Raw genomic sequence first — 21,829 nt, forward strand, 5'->3', positions numbered from 1 at the left:
GGTCTTGCTGCTCTTGCTCATAGTGCCACACATAGTCTTTTTCAACGGTGCCGAGCTGTTCTGCTTTCGGGATATCGCCCACCTCAAGTTCAGTATTCATCACAATTTGCCCATGCCTCCCGTGCAGTCCGAACAATAACACAATATCCAACTTGACATCCTCGTATTGAATCATGTGCGGGTTATCCAATCCATAGAGCTCGAAACTGAAACCTGTAATATCGGGATTCATTTTAAACAATTCGGTGATTTGCTGGTATTTGCGAAGGATATGCTCCCACATCCTTATGTAGCGACCTCTCAAAAACGGGAACAGGCGCACTTTGAACGTGATGTATTCCATCCCGTTGTTTCTGTAACGGTACATAAAAATGTTGGTGCCGTCGTACTTGCGGAAACGGTAAATCCGTTCCGCACTCGGAAACCGGTAATTATGCCCTAATCCGAACGGATAAGCAAGTTTCGGCGTGCCGAAGATGAGCGGCTGATCAGTAGATTCACCATTGATCTTTCTTATCAGCAGCCCGCCATAGCGTTTGTCTCTACTGAAACTGATTTGTCCCTCAACGTAGTTTTGCGGGTTAAACGGGTCTGTCGCGCTAAATTGGGCATAGTCTGAATCTAAGACTTGTTGGCCCCTTTTTATTTTTTGTTGAGTCACTGCTGTCCTCCAAGGGGTCCAGTAGATTATCCATTCTAAACTTAGTGCCTGTTCGTAGTAGCGCAATTCATTGCACTCTAACCCTCATTTTCAGATGAGCAGAGAAAGTCAATCTGCACGCCTTCTCGTTCAAGTGCTTTTTGGAACGGTTCCCATTTTCTATCTAATGCCTGCAAGATAGTTGCTTTTTTAGCATGGTCCCGCTCGTATGCGATAGCGACCGCAATAAATTTTCTCTTGTCTTGCCACGATTTGAGGTTTTTCACTCGTATATGCGTAATCATTTCCCTGCCTCCATGTTAATGCTATTATACGAAGTTTTATAGGGAAATTCAAGACAAATCCAGATCACAAAGAGGCATCAATTTCGGGGGAATGCTCCTTAAAATCCGCGTCATCCGCGCAATCCGTGATAATCCGCGATTCAGACAGACACAACCGAATTTTTGTTTGATTACAAACCTAAAATAAGATAAACTACTTCTTGTATCTCATCTTAATACTGAAAAAAAATATAGCATGGAAAAGGAGACAACCCTTGGAAAAGATACGTGAACTGATGTCACTGCTGGAATCTGGGATTGAGGACTACGACGCTCAGATGAAGGCACTACAGGCAGAACGGTTAAAATACATTCGACTCTCAATAACCGAGGGGTTCGGCTCGGAGGAAAGCGATTCTCAGCAGTCGTGGCTCCTACACCTTAAGCAGCTTGAGGATTCCCTGACGACCCGCCGGAACAGCATACGACAGGCGATTCGGGAAGCAGCGGACGCTATCCAGAAGGAGGAAAACGCGTAATGTCAAGAAAATACTTGCACTGCATATTGCTGCTGATATACTTTTTTGCTGTCTGCACGGTGACGGCACAGGAGATGAATACTTCGCAAATTATTGAAGAAGCGATCCGATATCAGAATTTAGGGTTGGCGTATCTTGAAGAATCGCAACCCTCGAAAGCAGTTGAAGCGTTCACAGAACTCGTGGAACTACTCCCCGATGAGGCGATCGGATACGGTAACCTCGCCGTCGCACATCTGCGATTGCAGCAAGCCGATACCGCTGAAGAGTGGGTCAAGCGTGGAATTGCCGTTGCACCAACAGAAAGCCAGTTACACTTCATCTTATCCGAGGTCTACCAATTACAAGGGCAGACCGAATTAGCCGTAGAGGCGATGAAGGATGCTGTCCGGTTAAATCCCGACGAATTGGAGTTCCGCTACAAGTTGGTCCGGCACTACCTCGGACAACGGAACGATCCGGTAGCACAGCAAGAGGCGGTTGGGCATCTTCAAGAACTTCACACTCGGTCGCCGGTGAATATTGTCGTGCTATTGAAGTTAACGCAGGGGTTGTTGGCGCAGGAACAGTTAGAAGATGCAGCGCGTCTCAGTCAAGAATTAATGCGGCTTTTGGGGGACACGGATGCAGAAAAACTTGCATACCTCACACAAGGGATAGAGGCAATACAGCAGGTGGACTTGGCACTTGCTACGCGAAATATCCGTATTTTCGAGAACTTACACCGGGCAAGTCCGCGCTATCAACAGGGCATCGGTGAGTTGGTGACCAACATCCTTGGGCATCCCATAGAGACGTTCAGTCAAGAATTTAAGACACGCATCGCTGCCGAAAGGACTCCACCGATTGATGTGGAGTTTGTGGATGTTACGGAACAAATCGGACTTGCTGTGAAACCGCCTTCACCCCTAAAAATGCCTATGGCTGTATCGCTTGTGGACTACGATAACGACGGAGACATGGATCTGTATACAAGTGCTAACGGTTTGATGGTGTATCGGAATACTGGGGGACACTTTGAAGCTATTGAAGCATTTATAGGGGAACAAGATACCTACATTACTGCTGCTGATTTGAATAAAGATGGTATGCAGGAATTCCTCATGGAAGTTGTCAATGGAATGTTGTATTTACCGTATTCCTGGACGATGGAGCCAGGACAGAATCTGGAAGTATCTTCCATCGTTGACTATGAGCAAGCCAGACCAGAAACCGGACTACTCCACCCAGTCGATTTTGACCACGACGGCGATCTAGACATCTTTTCAGGTCAATCTCCCACCACGATGTATCGGAACAACGGCGAAGGAACTTTCACCAATGTTGGGGAACAGACCTTTGTAATAACTGATACAGAAAACGTATCTGTAGGACAAGGTGTTCCGGCTGAAGCATTCTCGGCTGATTTTGATGATGACGGGGATATAGACATTTTTGTCACGCATAGTGAGACAGGATGCACCCTCTACGACAACCTCCGACAAGGAAAACTCCACGCCGTTACGACTGAAATAGGGATTCCACAGGATGTCCATTATACCGCAGCGGTTGCTGGTGACTACGACAACGACGGTGATTTCGACCTCTTCTTGGCGACAACAGATCGCCTCCATTACTATAGGAATATGGGGGACGGAAGTTTCGTTGATGTGTTGGGTCCAGAGGCAGGTGTGGGAGGTCTACCCCCTACTTTTTTGAGAAATATAGATTACGATAACGACGGGTTTCTTGATGTCTGGGTCGGGGGCGAAAAAGGTATGTTCCTGTTTCGGAATGACGGTACTGGTGATTTTGCAGAACCTTATCCAATTCTTGACTCGACAACGCTCACAGGTGAGCTACGTCTTGAGAACGCAGTCGCCGGTGCAGTTGGGGATTACGACAACGATGGCGATCTCGATCTCTTTTTTATCAATGCCGACGGACAGTTGCGCGCACTGCAAAACAACGGTGGAAATCAGAACAATTGGATACAGGTCCGACTGGAAGGGATTACTGCCGGAAATAACAAAGTCAATAGAGACGCTATCGGATCGAAGTTGGAGGTGAAAGTCGGCGACCTGTATCAATTGCGGTATGTCTCCGAACAGGTGTCCCATTTCGGCTTGGGCGCGCATGATGCTGCAGATGTCGTCCGAGTCGTCTGGACGAATGGCGTTCCACAGAATGTCGTTGAACCGCGGGCGAGACAGCGGGTTCTGGAGAAACAGGTGCTGAAAGGTTCCTGTCCGTTCCTATATGTCTACAACGGCGAACAGTATGAATTTGTGACCGATCTGCTCTGGCGCGCCCCGTTGGGACTTGTCACTTCAATGGGGTTCGTCGCGCCTGACGAAACAAGGGACTTTGTGAAAATATCAGGGCAGAAGATGCAACCGAAGTCGGGTAAATATTCTATTCAGATTACCGAGGAATTGTGGGAGACCGCCTATTTTGATGAAGTGAAACTCATAGCCGTCGATCATCCAGCAGACACCGACATCTTCGTGGACGAACAGTATATCCCACCGCCGTTCGCGGAATTCAAAGTCTATGGGGTCGCTGAGAAAAAATACCCGAAGTCAGCAGTCAATCATCGCGGTGAAGAGGTCTCCCATGCCTTAAAAGCGTTTGATTACCGCTATGCTGTGGAACACGCACCCGGTGCCTATCAAGGCGTTGTGGAACCGCATGCTATTGTTCTTGACCTTGGAGATGTCCCTAATGATGCCCCCGTGACGCTATTCCTAACGGGCTGGATTTTTCCGACTGACACGAGTATCAATATTGCCCTATCCCAAAATCCGACGATCAACCCGAGTTTCCCTTCGGTCTCTGTGAAGGACGTAACGGGTGAATGGAAAACCGTTATTGAGATGATTGGGATACCCGCAGGCAAAAACAAAACGATTACTGTTGATTTGACCGGCAAATTCCTATCGAATGATAGACGGGTTCGGATTGAAACGGATATGCAGATTTATTGGGACATGGCGTTTTTTACTGTTGGAGCGCAATCCGTGCCGATGGAGATGACGATTTTGAATCCAGATAGTGCCGATTTACACTACCGGGGTTTCTCCGAGATGTATCGTCCGAATCCACACGCGCCACACCTGTTTGACTATCAAAAGGTAACGAAGGAACCGCAGTGGCGTGATCTCGCTGGATACTACACCCGCTACGGTGATGTTAATGCGTTGTTGCAGGAAGTCGATGATATGTACGTTATCCTGAATGCTGGAGACGAAATCACGGTAGAATTTGATGATGCGCGCCTTCCTGCCTTAAAAACGGGTTGGGTGCGCGATTTTATCCTTTACAGCGATGGATGGGATAAAGATGGCGACATTAATACCCTCACATCGCAGACGGTTAAACCGCTACCCTTTCATGGGATGTCTGCCTATCCGTATCCTGAAACTGAACACTATCCAGACGATGAAGCACATCAGGAGTATCGCCGTAAATACAACACACGACGCGTCGAACACCGACTGCCGCCGTTGGGAAATGGCATAGTAAAGTGAAGATATTTGCTTAGCTGGGTTTTGATAGTCACGAGACCCGCACCACTTCGCCTCCAATGCGGCGTAGCGGGATATACAGGCAGAGGGTCGCTATTACCAAAACGCCTGCCAGAGCCACGTAAGGGTCGGTTCCTTTTTCGTAAAGCCAGCCAGCGAGGAGGGGACCCAAAATACGTCCGAAGCTTAAAAAGGCATCCATGATGCCGATAGCCGTTCCTTGACCGATTTGGGTTTCCTTGGAAATCCACGACGAATTGGTTGGACGGATGAGTTGATTCCCGATACCGGTGATGGTAATATAAACCGTGAGCGTTGCGAAGGAGAACGCATTCGGCAAAAGTGCCAGACCGAGTGCGTTGAGGCATAGCCCGACGAGGATGATCCGCCGTTCCCCAAATTTGTTGATAAGTCTGCCGAGTAAGATACCCTGCATTGGCACAACAACTGCGCCCATAATCATGAACATCCAACCCATTTCCCTTTGTCTGTAGTCCCAACCTTTTTCAATAAAAAGCGGAAAGGTTGCCTCCAATCCGGCGAAACTGAAAGTTGAGAAAAATGCAACAAGAAAAAGGGAGTTGAACGGCGATTTGAGTGTTGTCCAACGGAATATTTCGCGTGGCGAAACCCATTCGTGGTGTTCTTCATGCCCTTCAGGAGTGTCGATTTTCTGTAGTGATTCGGGTAGTAGCGCGAGGACGAAGAGGAAGTTCACCAAGGAGAGACCACCGGCGACAAAAAAGGGGATATCATGACTGCCCATGATACCGCCGATCGCTGGTCCGAGAATGAAACCGAGTCCCATCGCGGCACCCATGAGTCCCATGCCTTTCCCGCGCTCCTCGGATGTCGTTACGTCAGCGACGTAAGCCATGACGCTCGGCAGCACTGCCGCTGAAGCGATGCCTGCAGCACTCCGCGCAATCATAAGCCATACGTAATCCTTTGCCAATCCAAACCCGATTAAGGCGAAGGCATTCCCAAGCAGTCCGAGTAAGATTGCCGGTTTTCTGCCGTATCGGTCTGATAACCTGCCCCAGATTGGCGCGAATAGCAATTGCATCCCCGAATAGATGGACATTAATATGGCGATTTGGGTGGGAGTTGCACCGATATCTTGGGCGTAATAAGCGAGATTTGGAATGATGATGCCAAACCCAAGCATCACAAGAAATTGGGTTAAAAATAGGAGAAGAAGTCTTGATTTTTTCATCTAATTGCGTGTGAAAACCGCAATAAAGCGTTCGTACCTTTCAATTCTGACAGATCGCGTTTTAATGGCATGGTCCGAGAGCAATCTAAAAATATAATATCGTCTATTATAGCAAGTCTGAGTGGCGGGTGTCAAATTAAAAGAAGCCCTTGGGCATCAGCAGTCGGTAGTCGGTGACCAAGAGGTTTAGATGAATCTGTCCGCTTTTTGGAAAATTTACTATAGAAATTTTGACCTGTTTTTGATATAATAAAATTGGTTTCATCATTATTGACAAGAGACTCAACAATCGCACTTATAAATAAATATTGGAGGAAGCATGGCAAGGGAATTTGTGCATCTACATAATCATAGCGAGTATAGCATGCTCGACGGTGCGTGTCGTATCGCCGATATGGTAAAGTGGGCGGTCGAAAATAGTGCCCCCGCTGTTGCCCTTACTGATCATGGAAACATGTTCGGGGCATGGGAATTGTATAGTAAAGCAAAGGACGCAGGTGTCAATCCAATCGTCGGATGTGAGGTGTACGTAGCACCTGGCGACCGAAAGACACGCGGGAAAGAACAGGGCGGTCCCTATCATCTTACGCTGCTTGCAGAAGATGCAACCGGTTACCAGAACCTCCTAAAATTGGTGTCGCTTGGCTATACAGAAGGTTTTTACAGCAAGCCGCGCATTGACATGGATATCCTCCGCGAATATCGTGATGGCATTATCGCACTCACAGGATGCATCCAAGGACAGGTGCCACAACTTCTTTGCTCGAATAGACGGGAAGAAGGTGTGCAGAATTTCAAGACGTTGATGGAGATAATGGGGCAACGCAACCTTTACGTTGAGGTCCAGAATCACTACATTGACAAGGAACTTGAAGCGTATCCGATAATGGTACAGCTCGCGAAAGAGTTCAATCTTCCGCTTGTGGGTACCAACGATTGTCACTATCTCCGCAAATCTGACCACATGATGCACGACGTTCTTCTCTGTATCCAAACGAAGAAAACCGTCAACGACCAGCAACGGCTGCGGTTTGAGAATCACTTCTACTTTAAAAATGTTGACGAGATGCGGGAGGTGTTGAAGAATTATCCGCCGGAAGCCATCAGCAATACGCTTGAAATCGCGAATCGGTGTAACCTTAAACTTGACTATGGCAAAAACCTGATGCCAGAATACGAGGTGCCTGACGGACACACAAATGACAGCTACCTCAAAGAGCTCTGCTATCAAGGTTTGCGCGAAAAATACGGCACGGAACTCTCCGAACCTGTTCGTCAAAGGTTGGATTACGAACTTGATGTTATTAGTAAAACCGACTATTCCGGTTACTTCCTCATTGTGTGGGATTACGTTAAATACGCTCATAAACAAGGATACCCGCTCTGTGCACGCGGATCGGCTGCCAGCAGTCTCGTGCTGTATGCGTTGGATGTCATTACCTTCAATCCGATGGATTACGACTGTCTCTTTGAGCGGTTTCTGAATCTTGAACGCATCAGTCCACCCGATATTGATATTGATTTTGCCGATCGTGCCCGTGAACACGTCATCAACTATCTTGTAAACAAATACGGCGTAGATTCAGTCGGTAAGGTCGCTACCTTTGCCACACTCGGCGCGAAAGCTGCAATCACGGATGTCGGACGCGCCCTTGAGATGCCTCTTGAGAATGTCAAGGACTTGACACAACGGATTCCAAGCACCCCGGGTATCACGATTGATGAAGCTTTGGAACAGGTCCCTGAATTTCGGCAACGCGCTGAACTCCCTGCAAATAAAGAGTTAATGGATCTTAGCAAAGCCGTTGAGGGTATGAAACGGCACGTTTCGTGCCATGCCTCAGCGATTGTCATTTCAAATGGACCCCTCACCAATTACGTCCCGTTGTTCAAAGATAAACACGACCAGGTCGCAGCACAATTTGAAGGTAAAACCGTTGAAGATGTTGGTATCGTTAAGTTTGATTCGCTCGGTGTGCGAAGTCTTACCGAGATATCCGACTGTATTCAGATGATTAAGACAACCAAGGGGACAGACCTCAAATTAGAGGATATTCCGTTTGATGATGCACCCACTTATGCATTGCTTAGCAGGGGGTTGCTTAGCGGATTGTTCCAACTGGATGCTTCGCCGGGTATGTTTCGAGTTGTGACGCAGATGCGCCCAGATACCTTTGAGGAATTTTCTACAATACCTGCACTCTATCGCCCAGGTCCGCTTGAAAGCGGCACTATGCAAGAATTCATTGATCGGAAAAACAAGTTAAAACCGGTGCAATATATACACCCCTCGCTTAAAGATGCACTCAAGAACACCTATGGGGTCTGTGTATATCAGGAGCAGGTGATGCAAATCGCGCGTGATATGGCTGGTTTTACCCTCGGAGAAGCGGACATCCTCCGCTCCGCAATGGGAAAGAAGGATCCTGAACTTCTCAAAGCACAAAGGGAGAAATTCGTTGAAGGTGCTGTCAAAAACGGCATCGCGAAACGGGAAGCAGAAGATGTATTTACGCAGTTGGAGCCTTTCGCTGGCTATGCCTTCAATAAGTCACACACCGTCGCCTACTCCATGTTCGCCTACCGGATGGCGTATTTGAAAACGCACTATCCGCATGAATTCATGGCGGCGATGATGACGGGAGAGGCGGGGGATTCGGCGAAGATTACACGGTATCGCGCAGAGTGTAAGAAACTCGCCCAGTTCCTGGACGTAGAAATCAATCTTTTACCACCGGATGTTAACAGCAGCAGGCGGGAATTCACGGTCGATGGAAACGATGTCTGCTTTGGACTGGTCGCAGTGAAAGGGGTCGGTGATGGTGCGATAGATGCGATCATTGAGGCGCGGGAACAGAGCGGTTCGTTCAAATCTTTGGAGGATTTCTGTGAACGCGTGGATCTCAAACAGGCTAATAAACGTGCTGTTGAAAGCTTAATCCTGAGTGGCGCGTTTGATTCGCTTGAAGGACATCGCGCACGGCACATGGTGAACTTGGAAAACATCATGAAAGCGGCACAGACTGCGCAAGCAGAACGCGATCGTGGGCAGATGAATCTCTTCGGTGAGGCAACAGAAGTGATGCCGATAACGCCAACGCTTACAGATGCGCCGGAATATGATCCTTTAGAGCGGCTTAAGCAAGAGAAAGAGCAGCTCGGCTTCTATGTTTCTGGACATCCACTTGAAGAGTATAGCGATATTATTGAGTATTATACAACCGCGAGTACACAGACACTCGTTGAGCACCCGATTGATGCTGAAGTTTTCGTGGCAGGGATGATAACGGAAGTTAAAAACCTGACTACGAAGAAAGGGGACCCCATGGCGGTGATTGGGTTTGAGGATCTGGAAGGATCGGTCGAAATTGTTGTTTTCCCTGAAGCGTATAAGACCGCCGGGGATCTCGTTGAAGGTCGAGTCGTTTGGATCCGCGGGAAAGTCAATCAGAACAGTAGGAATCGGAAGTCTGAGGATGAAGTGCAACGGGAACAACGTCAGATACAGGCTGAGCACATCGTGGATATTGAATCTGTCCCTGAAAAACAGACCTCTGCGCTTGAGGTGACGATCCCTGAAACGGATCTTGAGAACACCGAGAAACTGGAAGCACTCCAGAAAATTGCCCGCGCCAACAGAGGACGGAACGATCTGATTTTACGACTCATGACCCCGCGTTACGGCGAAGTCATCGCACGGTGTGCTCAGAAATACAAGGTCGCCTATAAACCGCAGGTTATTAAAGAGGTAGAGCAATTGTTTGGCGAGAATTGTATCAAACCGAGCAATCGGACGATACGCGGCGGTAAGAGCCGCGGCTCATATACAGATTTTGTTTAAAAAAAGGAAGTTACTATGCAGTATCGCACACTCGGTAAAACAGGACTCAGCGTATCGGAGATTGGTTACGGCGGTGGTAGAGTCCGTCCGGAACACGATGAGGCGACACTCGTTAAGATGCTTCACTACGCCATGGATTGCGGTCTCAATTACTTCGACACCGCACCTGACTACGGCAGCGGTTACAGCGAAACGATTATCGGTAAGGCGATTGCTGGACGACGGGAATCGTGTATCGTTGCGACTAAAACGGAGGAATACGATCCAGACGGTATCGCGACGGATGTAGAGGGCAGTCTACAACGACTCGGAACCGATTACATTGATGTCCTGCAGTTTCACGGTGGTTGGTTCTATGCCGACGATGTTGACATAATTCTCAATAAAGGGGGGTTGGACGCATATCTAAAGCTAAAGGCTGACGGAAAAGTCCGCTTTATCGGGTTTTCGGCGGATGGTCCCTCCGGCGGCGCGGAGCAGTTGATTGCCACCGGTGCGTTTGACATGATACAAACCCATTATAACCTCATGTACCAGAGCACCTGTGATGCGTTCGGCAGGCGCGGCATTATTCCTGACGCGGTTGCGCAGGAAATGGGGATTGTGCTAATGCGCTCCACGACGAGTAATGCGTTCCAGAATCTCATGAAGCACTGCTTTCCGAATGAGATGGCGAATGTTGATGTGGACAGCTTTCTGCTCAATTATTCCCTCTCGAATCCGCTAGTAAATGTTGCACTGATGAGCCTGCAGAGCATTGACGATGTGGATTGGACGAACGCTGTTTCGGACAATGTTGGTGCCCGATTGGATTTGCAGGCAGTTCATGGGAGGTAGGCGGCACCTACGGTTTTCGCGGTGGTTTCTCATCTACTGATGCCGTCTCCTTGCTTATCACCTCTATGAGATGATAGGCGTACTGTCCTACATCCTGGATCTCTGTGCCCCGGTCCTCCAGTCTGACTTTGAGGGTGTAGATGTACCCGGGTTCAAAGTCAAACCCTTGTATACTTTCATAGAAAAATTCCCACTCTTGGCTTTCCTCATTGAATTCAAGATAGCACTGCTGCTCGATGAATCCTTGGCAGGTTTCGGTATAGGGGCCGATGATGAGGGTTTCTATATGATTGTCCCGACCGCATCCCATACTGAGCGCGATGAGGAATGAGGCGATTGGAATAAACAGTTTTGTTGGAAATGGCATGTTTTTCTTCGCTTGCAGCTCTCAGCAGACGCTTGACAAGTGCGCTGGCATCAGAGTAAAAATAATACACAGTTATGGATCGTAGGTTTTAGATGTGCTGTAGAATCACTTCTTAATGTCACCCCACCGAATAGCCAATTTTCCTCGAGGTTCTACCTCCTGCGCAATCCTCAACGTCTCTACCAAACCTTTCTCCGCAGCTGTCTTCACATCTTCAGGTTCAATCGCTGCGTTGCCAATATACACTTCGTCAATTAATCCCTTGTAGGGGGACGCCCAATTATCACTGGAATTTGTGGGGTTCCGGGATCAATGGTGCGGTGGGAAGACCGCACCATAATTGGGAAAATCTGTTAAGCGGACAAGAAGTTCCGAATAACGTAGTCGAGAATCCCACCGTGTTTGTAGTATTCTACCTCCACCGGTGAGTCGATTCTGATTCGCAGCTCGGTTGTTAGGATCTCACCGTTTGCCCGAACGATTTTCATCGTTGCCATCTGTCCGGGTTCGAGGGTGTCCGCAAATCCTGTGATACTGATAATCTCACTGCCGTCGAGGTTGAGCGTCTGAACGTTTTCACCGGCTTTGAATTGCAACGGCAAAACTCCCATGCCGATAAGATTGCTCCGATGGATCCGTTCGTAACTTTCCACAACCACGGCTTTAACACCAAGGAGTTTGGGGCCCTTTGCTGCCCAGTCGCGTGAGCTACCCATACCGTAATCCTGTCCGGCGAAGATAACAGTCGGAATCCCGTTTTCACTATAATTGAGTGCTGCTTCATAGATGGTTGTTTGTGTGCCTTCGGGATGCTGAACAGTGTATCCACCTTCAACATCAGGTGTCATCAGATTCCGAACGCGGCGGTTAGCAAACGTGCCGCGACTCATCACGCGATCGTTGCCACGTCTGGAGCCATAGGTATTGAAATCTCGCTGTTCAACGCCGTGTTCTTGTAGGTACGCGCCTGCGGGACTCGCTGCAGCAATCGCGCCCGCTGGGGAGATATGGTCAGTGGTGACGGAATCTCCGAAGATGCCGAGAACGCGGGCATCTATGATGTCTGATATAGGTGCAGGTTCGCGGGCGAAACCTTCAAAGAACGGTGGATGTTGGACGTAGGTACTCCGCTCATTCCACGGATAGAGCACACCCGTCGCGCCAGCGAGTTCTTCCCATTCCGGTGCCTGATTCCCGATCGCTTCGTACATCTCCCGGAATGTCTGCCGATCGACCGCTGCGCCAATCATCTCAGCGATTTCCTGTCGTGTGGGCCAGATGTCCTTCAAATAGACGGCTTCACCGGCATCGCTATGTCCGATGGGTTCTGTTGCAAAGTCGATGTCAATCCGTCCTGCCAGTCCATAAGCGACAACGAGCGGTGGTGACATGAGAAAATTGGCTTTTATCTCAGGATGCACACGCGCCTCAAAATTCCGGTTCCCACTCAAAACACTGGCAGCAACGAGGTTCCCCGCATCAATCGCTTCTTGAACAGCATCGTCAAGGGGACCGCTGTTACCGATACAGGTTGTGCAACCGTAGCCAACGACGTTGTACCCAAGTGCTTCGAGGTAAGGCAACAAACCCGTGTTCTGTAGGTATTCAGTTACGACACGTGAACCCGGTGCTAAACTGGTTTTGACGTGATCGCGGACACGCAGCCCTTTTTCGGCAGCTTTCTTGGCGAGAAGTCCTGCGCCAATCATAACGGACGGGTTGCTTGTGTTTGTGCAACTTGTAATTGCTGAGATGACAATCGATCCGTGTGTTATGCCATCGTTATCGGTATCCGCTGCTGTCACGCCGAACCCGTCTTCTGCGACCGGACGCGTGAGCAGTTCAGTGAAGGTCTCTTTGACATCCGACAGCGCGATCCGATCTTGCGGACGTTTCGGGCCAGCGATGCTCGGTTCTATATCGCCGAGATTGATTTCAAGGACATCTGAATATTCGACTTCACCGAGACGTGGAATGCCGAACATGCCTTGTGCTTTAAGGTAGGATTCCACCAAATCGACGTGTGCTTCATCGCGTCCCGTGAGACGGAGATAGCGCATGGTCTCTGCGTCTGGCGGGAAGAATCCGATAGTCGCCCCGTATTCGGGACACATATTGGAAAGTGTTGCGCGATCGGGTAAGGAAAGTACTTCTACGCCTTCACCAAAGAATTCAACGAATTTATCGACGACTGCAGCGGCTCTGAGACGTTGCGTCACGGTCAACACGAGATCTGTCGCCGTTACGCCTTCTCGCAATTTGCCTGTAAGGTGGACGCCAAGAACTTCAGGGGTCAGGATATAAACAGGTTGCCCTAACATCGCGGCTTCTGCTTCAATGCCACCGACACCCCACCCGACGATACCTAAGCCGTTAATCATCGTGGTGTGTGAATCCGTACCGACAACGGTATCTGGATAAGCGAGGGAGTTCTCTGTCATAACGACTTTCGCGAGGTATTCCAGATTCACCTGATGCACGATGCCAATGGAGGGCGGGATGATATTGAACTTTTCAAACGCCTGCTGTCCCCATTTCAGGAACTCGTAGCGTTCTTTGTTGCGTTCAAATTCCCGTTGGGTATTGAACTGGAATGCGTCTGCTGAGCCGTAAGCATCGACTTGGATGGAGTGGTCAATAACCAAATCAACGGGGACGAGTGGCTCTATCATACGTGCATCGCCGCCGAGTGCTGCGACAGCGGAACGCATTGCGGCAATATCGACGACCAGCGGTACACCCGTGAAATCTTGTGCGACGACGCGTGCGGGTTTGAACGGAATCTCCTCGGCTTTGGGGGATTGCGCGTTCCAGTTTGCTAAGTTTGAGACATCCGTTTCAGTGATTTGGTGTCCATCGTAATTTCGCAGTAACGACTCTAATAGGATACGGAGACTGACGGGGAACTTTGCGATTGACCCGATACCGGCTTCTGATAGGGCAGGAAGTGAATAGTAGGTACACTCCTGTCCTCCGCTTTCGAGTGTTCGGCGTGTATTGAACAGATTGTGAGCAGGGTGGGGCATCTGTTAACTCCTTTGTTTTGTAGAAACTTTTCTATTATTTTAACACAAGTCGGTGTTGTATTTCAATTTTTCCCTTAAAATAAGTAGGCGAGGTTAGGAAACCTCGCCAGCAGTGTGTTTTGTCTCTATTGTACCAGTTCTCAGCGTTTAAGGGCTGCCCAACGGGTTGTCAGTTTGCCTTGGGGTTCCACTGCCAAGAACGTCTCAACGCTATCCATTATCAGATTAATTTCGTCTGCATCTAACGCACGGGAGAAGACGGCGTAATCGTCCATTAGACCGGCAAAAGTCTCGCCACCGGAACCACCAATACGATAGGTGGCATTCGCACCATCGGTTTCTTGAAAGTCCGTCTCAGCGACTACTTTACCGTCTGCGTAAATTTTGAATTTATCACCATCGCCTGTAACGGCTACGTGTATCCACTCATCCGCTCAAATTCTATTCTTCAATTACATCTTCCACAATCATGTAGGTAAGCCTCACAGTTTCATCTGTCCATGCGACTAAAATTTCGAGAGGACCTGGCGTGAAGGGGCCATCAATCTTAGCTGTTCTTCCATCAACTGTAACCTTACCCGCACTTGACGTTAAATTAATCGGCACGCCATCGAAAATAAGCGTAAGGGTAGTATTTGCCGAAATGGATTCACCACTACGTGGCGTTACATTCACAAAATGTACTGGTGCCTCTCCATATTCATAGTCGTCAGGAACACAACCATAAACAGCGAGTAAACCCGCAAGTAATGTAGATAATATCCTGAGCATATTATTTGGTTTTTCCTATCCTAATTCCACCTTAGTAACGTGGTTTGGGTTGTAATCTAATGCTGTTCCTTTTTTGATGGTTGAACAATTTTAACATAAACTCCATGCAGCTTCTCGCCGATGCTTCGCCAATCGTAATCCTGCTCCACGCGGGCGCGACCGTTTTCACCAATCCTACGACGGAGTTCCGAGTTTGTGAGCAGTCGGGTAACCGCATCAGCAAAATCGGTTGGCACATCGGCAATGAGAATCTCCTCGCTATCTCTGAGGTCTAACCCCTCCGCACCGACACTCGTAGAGACAATCGCTTTCCCCATTGCCAATCCTTCGAGGATTTTTAGACGGGTCCCACTTCCGATCCGCAACGGCACAACAAAGACCGTCGCTTCAGCGAAATAGGGTTTGATTTCCGGCACACGTCCGGTGGCAACAATGCCGTCTCGCGCTGCCAGCTTTTGCACCCGTGCCGACGGATTTCCACCGACAATCGAGAACGCCACATCGGGGAGCTTCTCCTGAATCCGAGGTAAGACTTCATCAGCGAAGAAAGCGACAGCATCCTCGTTCGGATACCAATCCATGCTCCCGATATAGATGAGATGTGCGGGTGCTTCACTGGTAAAGTCGGGATGGTAGTGTGTGATGTCCACACCGTTCGGGATTATCTCGATAGCACCTTCTGGACAGTGCTGCGCGAAAACCGCTGCGTCTATGTCGGAAGTACAGGTAACGGCATTGAACTTCGGACTCAGCAGACGTTCATAGCGTTGAAATGCGAGTTGTTGTGTCCAATAGGCGAATTTATAGAACGGGTTGGCTGTTTCGCTGCAGAGCCTGCGCCAGATGGCGGAATCGACATTTTGTTGTGAAAGCACACCGGGTAGGTGCGTTTCTGTATAGAACTGTGCTACGTGGAACATCTCATAGTGGACGAGATCAAAGGTTTCGTTTGCTAATAGTGCTTTCAGTTTCCGACGGTAGGCAGGCACATCGTAGCGTGCGACGGTGATGGGTTGTCTTTTGAGAAACGCCTTGGCAAGTGTACCTAACGATACGCGTGGGAGGGTCGACGCGTGTGGGACGAGATGGACCTGGATACCTAACTTTCTGAGTTCAGCAACCCCGTCTGCATCTGTCGGTTGGGTCTCCAAGGCGAGCAGCGTTACGTCGCTTTTTTGGGCAATCTGTTTGAGGAGGTTATAAACCCGGATACGTCCGCCATCGGTGAGTGGAAACGGCACGGTAGGGGATAGAAAGAGAATCTTCATTCTTTTAAAATCAGGTGTTTGTAACTGCTGCTTCGTTGATAGCAATTTCCTGTTTAGTTGAATCAATGCGAGCCTTCATGCCTATCGGAAGGACGAACATCGGATCCGTGTGCCCGAAATCCATATTGGTGACAATCGGCATATCGCTTAACCCGTGTTCCTCGCGAACCGCGTTACAGAGGGCATCGTCGTACGCGTGGAAGGTATTGGGATCGACACCTCCGCCGGGTCGTCCGAATAGAATGCCCGCCAATCCCTCAAGAATACCCATTGCGCCGAGGCATCTCACGAATTCTGTTAGGAACGTGGGGGGTGGTGCATCTTCAGAGGTTTCCAAGAAAAGTACAGCCCCATGAAGATCATCAGCAGAGAAATAGTCAGTCCCGCGGAGCCAGTCCAAAACTTCGACACAGCCCCCAAAGAGTAGTCCCTCAACGATACCTGCTTGCTGATGGAATCTCCAACCCGTGCAGGGGTTCAGTTTCCGGCGAATAGATTGGTTTTCGGGGTTCTCCCACGGTAAATATTCAACCGTCCATCCTGCTCGGTTCGGCGCAATAACGCCAGTCGGTTCGGCAGAGAAAAGGGTTCGGCGGACGGAATTCGCCATATATGGGAACATCCCGCCGTTTTCAGCAAAACCCGCCATAAACGAGGGACCATAAAATGAGACGATACCGGCTTTGAAACAGGCAGCGTGCGAGATAGTGGTATCCGAAAAACCCATAAAGACCTTCGGGTTGTTCCGAATCAGGTCTAAATCGAGATATGGCAGCGTCCGGATTGAATCTTCACCACCAATTGTCGAGATAATTCCGTCGATTGTCGCATCAGCGAAAGCCCCCATTAAATCGTCGGCACGCGCTTTTGGGTTCTTAGCAAGCCAATCTGGATCGCGTAAGGCGTGTTCCGTTTCGATGACCGTTACATCGAATTCTTCTTCAAACTGCTGTTTACCAATCTGGTAACGGTAGGGGACAGTACCGGGACCACCCCAAGAGAGCGAAATCGCCGCGATACGGCTACCGGGACGTAACATTTTGGGCTTAATTTTCTGCATTGGCTCTCCTGATCTGGTCTTTTACTCTGTCAATAAGAACGAGCAGGCGTTCTTTGGCTTGTTGGCGTGAACTCAAGGTCGGTGGCGGTGGCGTGAAAACGGTGCCACGCGCGCTTTGGACCCAACCTTCTGTTTCGCCATCAATCTTGACGCGAAGCCACTTGCTGTCAAGATTCAGATAGACCTTCAGCCGATTGTTCTCACTCAGGATGTCATATTTTAGGGGCGGACTGCTTATCATCCAACCCTCAGCGTCTTTGTCGGCGGATACCTGTGCCCGTCGGGACACAGGCATGTTTTCCTTCACGAATTCTTGGATGAGTTTTGCCGGTAGTTTGCCCGCTGCAAGCGATGACTCATAAACTGAATCCGTCTCAAATAGGAAGGTAAGAATTTCAAATTTTGATTGCTGATAGACGTGGAGTTTCCCTTCGGCACTCCGAATGTTGTAAGCTTGTTTATATTGGTTGTCCTTGATGAGCCAGTGTCTGTTTCTCTCTTCGGTCGATATTTCCAAATCTGTGGAAAGCCCGATTTTGTTGGCATCAAAAGCCTCTTTGAGGTCGGGTAGATAAACGCCAACTGTGTCGTCGGTTCTGACGATTGTGTAGGCAGCACCGGAGGCATCCCTGAGTCGCCACTCCTCACCGCTGAGCAGGACTTCAATTGGAGATCCGCTCGGACGGAATCGGATGTCTTTTGTTAAATCGGCGAACATCTTTTGCCAATCCGTTGCTGTTTTCAATGCCGTGTCCAAACGTTGCGCTTTCAACGTTGCGCGGTGTCCCAGTGAGGCGTTAAACACGAGTTCGCGCGCCAATTTACGACTGTTCAAATTGCTGATATATTGCGAATCGAGGCTAAACCGATAGACATCTTTGGTGTATACAATCGGTTTTGAATCGACTGTGGGTCTGCCGCGGAGTGCTGTACGTTTATGAATTTGGAGTTTCGGGACCCCTTTCTGCTCGACCGGAGGGGCTTGAAGGAGGTAGAGACAGATGCCGGCACCGATTACGATACTGAAGATAATGAGATATGTTAGGCTTTTCAGAAGTGCTTTCATGTTTGCTCCTGTTGCCGCCGTGCGTATTATTTTTTATCAATCTTCCCGTCAAGACCCCTGCTTTAGCTTGCGGGATGTAGGCGGGTGTTGGATTTGTGTGAAAAATAAACTTGACATCAATCCAAAATTGTGGTATAATTCTTGCATCAGGCTGGCAGACATGCAAAGCATTGTCGCTTGACAATGTGTCTGCCTACCCACTTTGCAGGGGTTAAAAGTCTGATGTCTGATATACCATGAAAACATACAAGTATAAGTTCGGGAATCCATCTAATTTGATACGTCTTGGCAACCTGCTTGATGATATGTGGCAAGTGCATGAATACTTCCATAAGTGGCAGCGACAACGCTATAAAGACGGTTTGCCGTATGCGAACTATAACGCGATGGCTGCACACTTGACGGAATGCAAGCGAACCACGTATCCACATTGGAACGCCTTGCCGAGTCAAGCTATGCAAGAAGAATTGAGACGTATTGATGCTGCGTATCAGCGTTTTTTCAAGAAACTTGGCGGTAGACCACACATCAAGCCGAGACATAAATTCAAGTCCTTCACGCTCAAACAATCGGGTTGGAAAATCAGAGAGAATCGACTCACGATAACCTTGCGGCATTGGGACGCTGGCAAGTGGAAACGCGATCCTGTGCCCTATACCTTTTTCAAACATCGTGAGTTTCATGGGAATATCCGTCATATCACAATCAAGCGCGATGCGTGCCATGACTATTGGCTGTGTATCACAACCGACTTTCAAGCAACCGAACCTTTGCCAACAACCGGTGAAAACGTTGGGGCAGACTTTGGTATGAAAGACGCATATTTGACACTTTCGACGGGTGAGAAGATCCAACACCCACAACCGTTGAAACAGTCTTTGAACAAACTGCGGTCTCTCAACAAAAGCCTTTCGCGTAAAGTCAAAGGGTCTAACGGTTGGTGGCGTGCCGTCCGGGACCTCGCACGCCTCTATCGCAAAGTTGCTAATCAACGCCTTGATTTTCAGTCGAAACTGGCGGCCGACTTGTGCGAGCGATTTGATACGATCGTGCTTGAAACGCTGAACCTTGACGGCATGAAACGCTTGTGGGGACGTAAGGTCTCTGACCTCGCTTTTTACCAGTTTGTTGAGATATTGAAGTTCAAGTGTTTCAAACATAAGCGTGAGTTCCGTCAAGTCGGACAGTGGACTGCCACAACAAAACCGTGTTCGGATTGTGGGCATCCCAACGAAAATCTTTCTCTCTCTGATAGACAGTGGACGTGTCCTGAATGTGGTTCACACCACGATAGAGACGTAAACGCTGCGATAAACATTTTGCAGGCAGGGATAGCTGCCTGACGGTGGAGACGGCATCAGACGGTCGACTCTTTGAGGAAACCGCACTGTCTACGAAGCCGAAGCCCCAACCTTTAGGTTGTGGGTGCTATCACTCCCTATCTGAGGCTTTAAAGCGAGTGGCTCGACTCACGAGATGCATGAGTTCGTCCACCTGCTCGTTGTGGATTCGGCGTGTGATACCTCTAAGACTTTGCGATACCGCTGCCAAACTTCCATCCCGTGCCCAAGGACTCTCACGCAGAATTTCTGCGAATTCTGCTACAGTCGCTGCGAGTTGAAATTCAGCGGATGCCGCTTCAAAGGTACGGTTCGACTGTGTTGTGGAAATTTCCTTGTTAATTTCCGAGGGACGATGGGTATCTGGATCCTTGTAGCGTATAGAGACAGTCGCCAAATGTCCTCTGGCACCTTCAGAGAGTTCAATTTCATAGAGTGCCGTGACGCTATGACCTGCGCCGATTTCTCCACCATCTGCCCTGTCATCTCGGAAGTCTTCATGGTCGAGGCGACGGTTTTCATAGCCGATCAGACGGAAACGGTTGACGACTCGTCGATTGAATTCGACTTGGACCTTTGCATCTTTGGCAATGAGTTGTAACGTTCCCGTCAGGTTCTCAACAAAGACGCGTTTCGCTTCGTTGAGGGTATCCACATAAGCGTAACTACCGTTGCCGTTATCGGCGAGTTGCTCCAAGAGGACATCGTTGAAATTCCCCATGCCGACCCCGATTGTTGTGAGCGTAATCCCTTCTGCAACATGCCCGCGAACTTTTCTGAGTATAGCATCAGCGTCCGTTGCGTCAACGTTGGCAACGCCGTCGGAGCAGAGAATCACGCGGTTGATACTGCCAATCTTTGCATCGCGCAAGGCGAGACTATACCCAAGACGAAGTCCTTCATCAACATTGGTCGAATCCTCTGGTACGAGAGAATGGATTGCTGCCAGAATTCCCTCGCGTCCCTCGATACCAGTATGTGGGAGGACAATTCGCGCTCGGGTACTGTAAGCAACAATAGCCACCTTATCCCTCGGACGGAGCTGTTCAACCAAAAGCGTTAGGGCACCTTTCACCAATTCTAACCGATTTTCGATAGCCACTGAACCGGAGACATCAATCACGAAAGTCAACAGAGCGTCCTTGCGGTTTTCTTCGGAAACCTTGCGACCTTGGATACCGATGCGCAGCAATTGGAATTGCTCACCATCTCGCGGCACTCGGAGACGTTTGCGATCTGGCGGCACTCGGAGTTGTTCGCCTCCACCAAATCGGGAGGGCACGCCCTCAATGTGAACGGCGAATGTTTCATCCCACGGTGATGGATAGTTGTAATCAAAAGCGTTAACAAATTCCTCTACCCGAACGGCTTCCGATGGCGGAAGGTATCCATCTTGGAGATAGCGTCGTGTGATGGAATAGGAGGCGGTATCAACATCCATACCGAACGTCGAAAGGTGGTCATCCCTTGTATTAATAAATTGATTCGTGCCGTAATCCTTAAAGAAAACATCATTATAGGCGACATCGTTTGGTGGTGTCAATCCGCCGTAAGAGGAATATACCCCTGCTGACTCTGCCTCCATACTATCTTCAGCATCACCACCCCCGCAGCCCGTGTAGATAAAGAGCATCAATCCGTACATCATGAAGACAACACTTAATGTGTATACTGTTTTAAATTCAGTTTTCATCAGAAATAACTCCCTTTATTCACGCTGCTGAACCTGCCTCAACTATTTTTCCGGTATTCCTATATGCAATATATAACGAGTATCGGTGGAAAATGGTTGACATTAAGTTAGTGGCAGTCCACAATTACAAATAAGGTTAGTAATCAATTATGCCGTGGTTTTGAATGTGCGATAATGCACGTCGCATGAATCAGAATCAACGGTATGAATGCCGTATGGCATTCACCGGGTATTCATGCCTTAGTGGCATGAACCGGGGCGAGTACGCCGCAGAATCGCACGACTACAAACGCGATGTGTCGTCCCTCTCTTGTTAACTTATTAGATACTTAAACGGTATCAAATCTTCAACAATTATATTTTTCCCGACTTTGG

16 protein-coding genes are annotated in these 21,829 nt (G+C 49.0%); 5 read left to right on the forward strand and 11 right to left on the reverse strand.

The annotated features are described in order from the left end of the window. On the reverse strand, positions 1-661 hold a 661-nt coding region (locus tag OXN25_08020; protein ID MDE0424796.1), incomplete at its 3' end, for a hypothetical protein. A 77-nt stretch (positions 662-738) separates the two neighbouring features. After that, positions 739-945: a hypothetical protein gene (locus OXN25_08025; protein ID MDE0424797.1), complete on the reverse strand. Its 207-nt coding sequence runs from the start codon at positions 943-945 to the stop codon at positions 739-741. Between the two features lie 254 nt (positions 946-1,199). Between OXN25_08025 and OXN25_08030 the strand changes: the two genes are divergently transcribed. Together OXN25_08030 and OXN25_08035 are read left to right on the forward strand one after the other, a co-directional pair. After that, positions 1,200-1,463, forward strand: coding sequence for a hypothetical protein (locus OXN25_08030; GenBank protein MDE0424798.1), 264 nt, complete (start codon positions 1,200-1,202; stop codon positions 1,461-1,463). Next, positions 1,463-4,972: an FG-GAP-like repeat-containing protein gene (locus tag OXN25_08035; protein ID MDE0424799.1), complete on the forward strand. Its 3,510-nt coding sequence runs from the start codon at positions 1,463-1,465 to the stop codon at positions 4,970-4,972. The genes OXN25_08030 and OXN25_08035 overlap by 1 nt, the downstream gene beginning before the upstream one ends. A gap of 28 nt (positions 4,973-5,000) precedes the next feature. On the opposite strand, the gene OXN25_08040 is transcribed toward OXN25_08035, so the two are convergent. Beyond that, positions 5,001-6,185: an MFS transporter gene (locus OXN25_08040; GenBank protein MDE0424800.1), complete on the reverse strand. Its 1,185-nt coding sequence runs from the start codon at positions 6,183-6,185 to the stop codon at positions 5,001-5,003. A gap of 319 nt (positions 6,186-6,504) precedes the next feature. On the opposite strand from OXN25_08040, the gene dnaE reads away from it, so the two are divergent. Then, positions 6,505-10,026, forward strand: coding sequence for a DNA polymerase III subunit alpha (dnaE, locus tag OXN25_08045; GenBank protein MDE0424801.1), 3,522 nt, complete (start codon positions 6,505-6,507; stop codon positions 10,024-10,026). A 15-nt stretch (positions 10,027-10,041) separates the two neighbouring features. Next, positions 10,042-10,863 (forward strand): aldo/keto reductase, encoded by an 822-nt coding sequence (locus tag OXN25_08050; GenBank protein MDE0424802.1) that lies wholly within the window; start codon positions 10,042-10,044, stop codon positions 10,861-10,863. Between the two features lie 7 nt (positions 10,864-10,870). On the opposite strand, the gene OXN25_08055 is transcribed toward OXN25_08050, so the two are convergent. The 7 genes from OXN25_08055 to OXN25_08085 form a co-directional block, all read right to left on the reverse strand. Further along, the gene (locus tag OXN25_08055) at positions 10,871-11,230 is read right to left on the reverse strand and encodes a DUF4377 domain-containing protein (protein MDE0424803.1); all 360 of its coding nucleotides are present in this window, start codon (positions 11,228-11,230) and stop codon (positions 10,871-10,873) included. A gap of 353 nt (positions 11,231-11,583) precedes the next feature. Beyond that, a complete protein-coding gene (acnA, locus tag OXN25_08060; GenBank protein MDE0424804.1) occupies positions 11,584-14,256 on the reverse strand; it encodes an aconitate hydratase AcnA in 2,673 nt (890 codons plus the stop codon). 140 nt (positions 14,257-14,396) lie between these two features. Next, a complete protein-coding gene (locus OXN25_08065) occupies positions 14,397-14,678 on the reverse strand; it encodes a hypothetical protein (protein MDE0424805.1) in 282 nt (93 codons plus the stop codon). A gap of 19 nt (positions 14,679-14,697) precedes the next feature. Continuing rightward, positions 14,698-15,027 carry a hypothetical protein gene (locus OXN25_08070; protein ID MDE0424806.1) on the reverse strand — a complete coding sequence of 110 codons (330 nt, stop codon included), beginning with the start codon at positions 15,025-15,027 and terminating at the stop codon, positions 14,698-14,700. Positions 15,028-15,083: 56 nt separating this feature from the next. After that, positions 15,084-16,295 (reverse strand): glycosyltransferase family 4 protein, encoded by a 1,212-nt coding sequence (locus OXN25_08075; protein ID MDE0424807.1) that lies wholly within the window; start codon positions 16,293-16,295, stop codon positions 15,084-15,086. Positions 16,296-16,305: 10 nt separating this feature from the next. Then, the gene (locus OXN25_08080; GenBank protein ID MDE0424808.1) at positions 16,306-17,355 is read right to left on the reverse strand and encodes an LD-carboxypeptidase; all 1,050 of its coding nucleotides are present in this window, start codon (positions 17,353-17,355) and stop codon (positions 16,306-16,308) included. Continuing rightward, the gene (locus OXN25_08085; GenBank protein ID MDE0424809.1) at positions 17,342-18,421 is read right to left on the reverse strand and encodes a hypothetical protein; all 1,080 of its coding nucleotides are present in this window, start codon (positions 18,419-18,421) and stop codon (positions 17,342-17,344) included. Before OXN25_08085 ends, OXN25_08080 begins: the two co-directional genes overlap by 14 nt. A 236-nt stretch (positions 18,422-18,657) precedes the next feature. Between OXN25_08085 and OXN25_08090 the strand changes: the two genes are divergently transcribed. Beyond that, positions 18,658-19,764 (forward strand): RNA-guided endonuclease TnpB family protein, encoded by a 1,107-nt coding sequence (locus OXN25_08090; GenBank protein MDE0424810.1) that lies wholly within the window; start codon positions 18,658-18,660, stop codon positions 19,762-19,764. Positions 19,765-19,852: 88 nt separating this feature from the next. On the opposite strand, the gene OXN25_08095 is transcribed toward OXN25_08090, so the two are convergent. After that, entirely contained in the window at positions 19,853-21,454 is a 1,602-nt protein-coding gene (locus tag OXN25_08095) for a von Willebrand factor type A domain-containing protein (protein ID MDE0424811.1), read from the reverse strand. Positions 21,455-21,829: the final 375 nt, after the last annotated feature.

The organism is Candidatus Poribacteria bacterium, from assembly GCA_028820845.1.
In the GTDB taxonomy this organism is placed as follows: domain Bacteria; phylum Poribacteria; class WGA-4E; order WGA-4E; family WGA-3G; genus WGA-3G.

What these genes read in the sequence shown, in the direction of transcription:
- OXN25_08070 (MDE0424806.1), bottom strand. Translation starts at nt 15,027, where the DNA reads ATGCTCAGGATATTATCTACATTACTTGCGGGTTTACTCGCTGTTTAT.
- OXN25_08055 (MDE0424803.1), bottom strand. Translation starts at nt 11,230, where the DNA reads ATGCCATTTCCAACAAAACTGTTTATTCCAATCGCCTCATTCCTCATC.
- OXN25_08090 (MDE0424810.1), top strand. Translation starts at nt 18,658, where the DNA reads ATGAAAACATACAAGTATAAGTTCGGGAATCCATCTAATTTGATACGT.
- OXN25_08095 (MDE0424811.1), bottom strand. Translation starts at nt 21,454, where the DNA reads ATGAAAACTGAATTTAAAACAGTATACACATTAAGTGTTGTCTTCATG.
- OXN25_08035 (MDE0424799.1), top strand. Translation starts at nt 1,463, where the DNA reads ATGTCAAGAAAATACTTGCACTGCATATTGCTGCTGATATACTTTTTT.
- OXN25_08085 (MDE0424809.1), bottom strand. Translation starts at nt 18,421, where the DNA reads ATGAAAGCACTTCTGAAAAGCCTAACATATCTCATTATCTTCAGTATC.
- dnaE (MDE0424801.1), top strand. Translation starts at nt 6,505, where the DNA reads ATGGCAAGGGAATTTGTGCATCTACATAATCATAGCGAGTATAGCATG.
- OXN25_08080 (MDE0424808.1), bottom strand. Translation starts at nt 17,355, where the DNA reads ATGCAGAAAATTAAGCCCAAAATGTTACGTCCCGGTAGCCGTATCGCG.
- OXN25_08040 (MDE0424800.1), bottom strand. Translation starts at nt 6,185, where the DNA reads ATGAAAAAATCAAGACTTCTTCTCCTATTTTTAACCCAATTTCTTGTG.
- OXN25_08025 (MDE0424797.1), bottom strand. Translation starts at nt 945, where the DNA reads ATGATTACGCATATACGAGTGAAAAACCTCAAATCGTGGCAAGACAAG.
- acnA (MDE0424804.1), bottom strand. Translation starts at nt 14,256, where the DNA reads ATGCCCCACCCTGCTCACAATCTGTTCAATACACGCCGAACACTCGAA.
- OXN25_08075 (MDE0424807.1), bottom strand. Translation starts at nt 16,295, where the DNA reads ATGAAGATTCTCTTTCTATCCCCTACCGTGCCGTTTCCACTCACCGAT.
- OXN25_08050 (MDE0424802.1), top strand. Translation starts at nt 10,042, where the DNA reads ATGCAGTATCGCACACTCGGTAAAACAGGACTCAGCGTATCGGAGATT.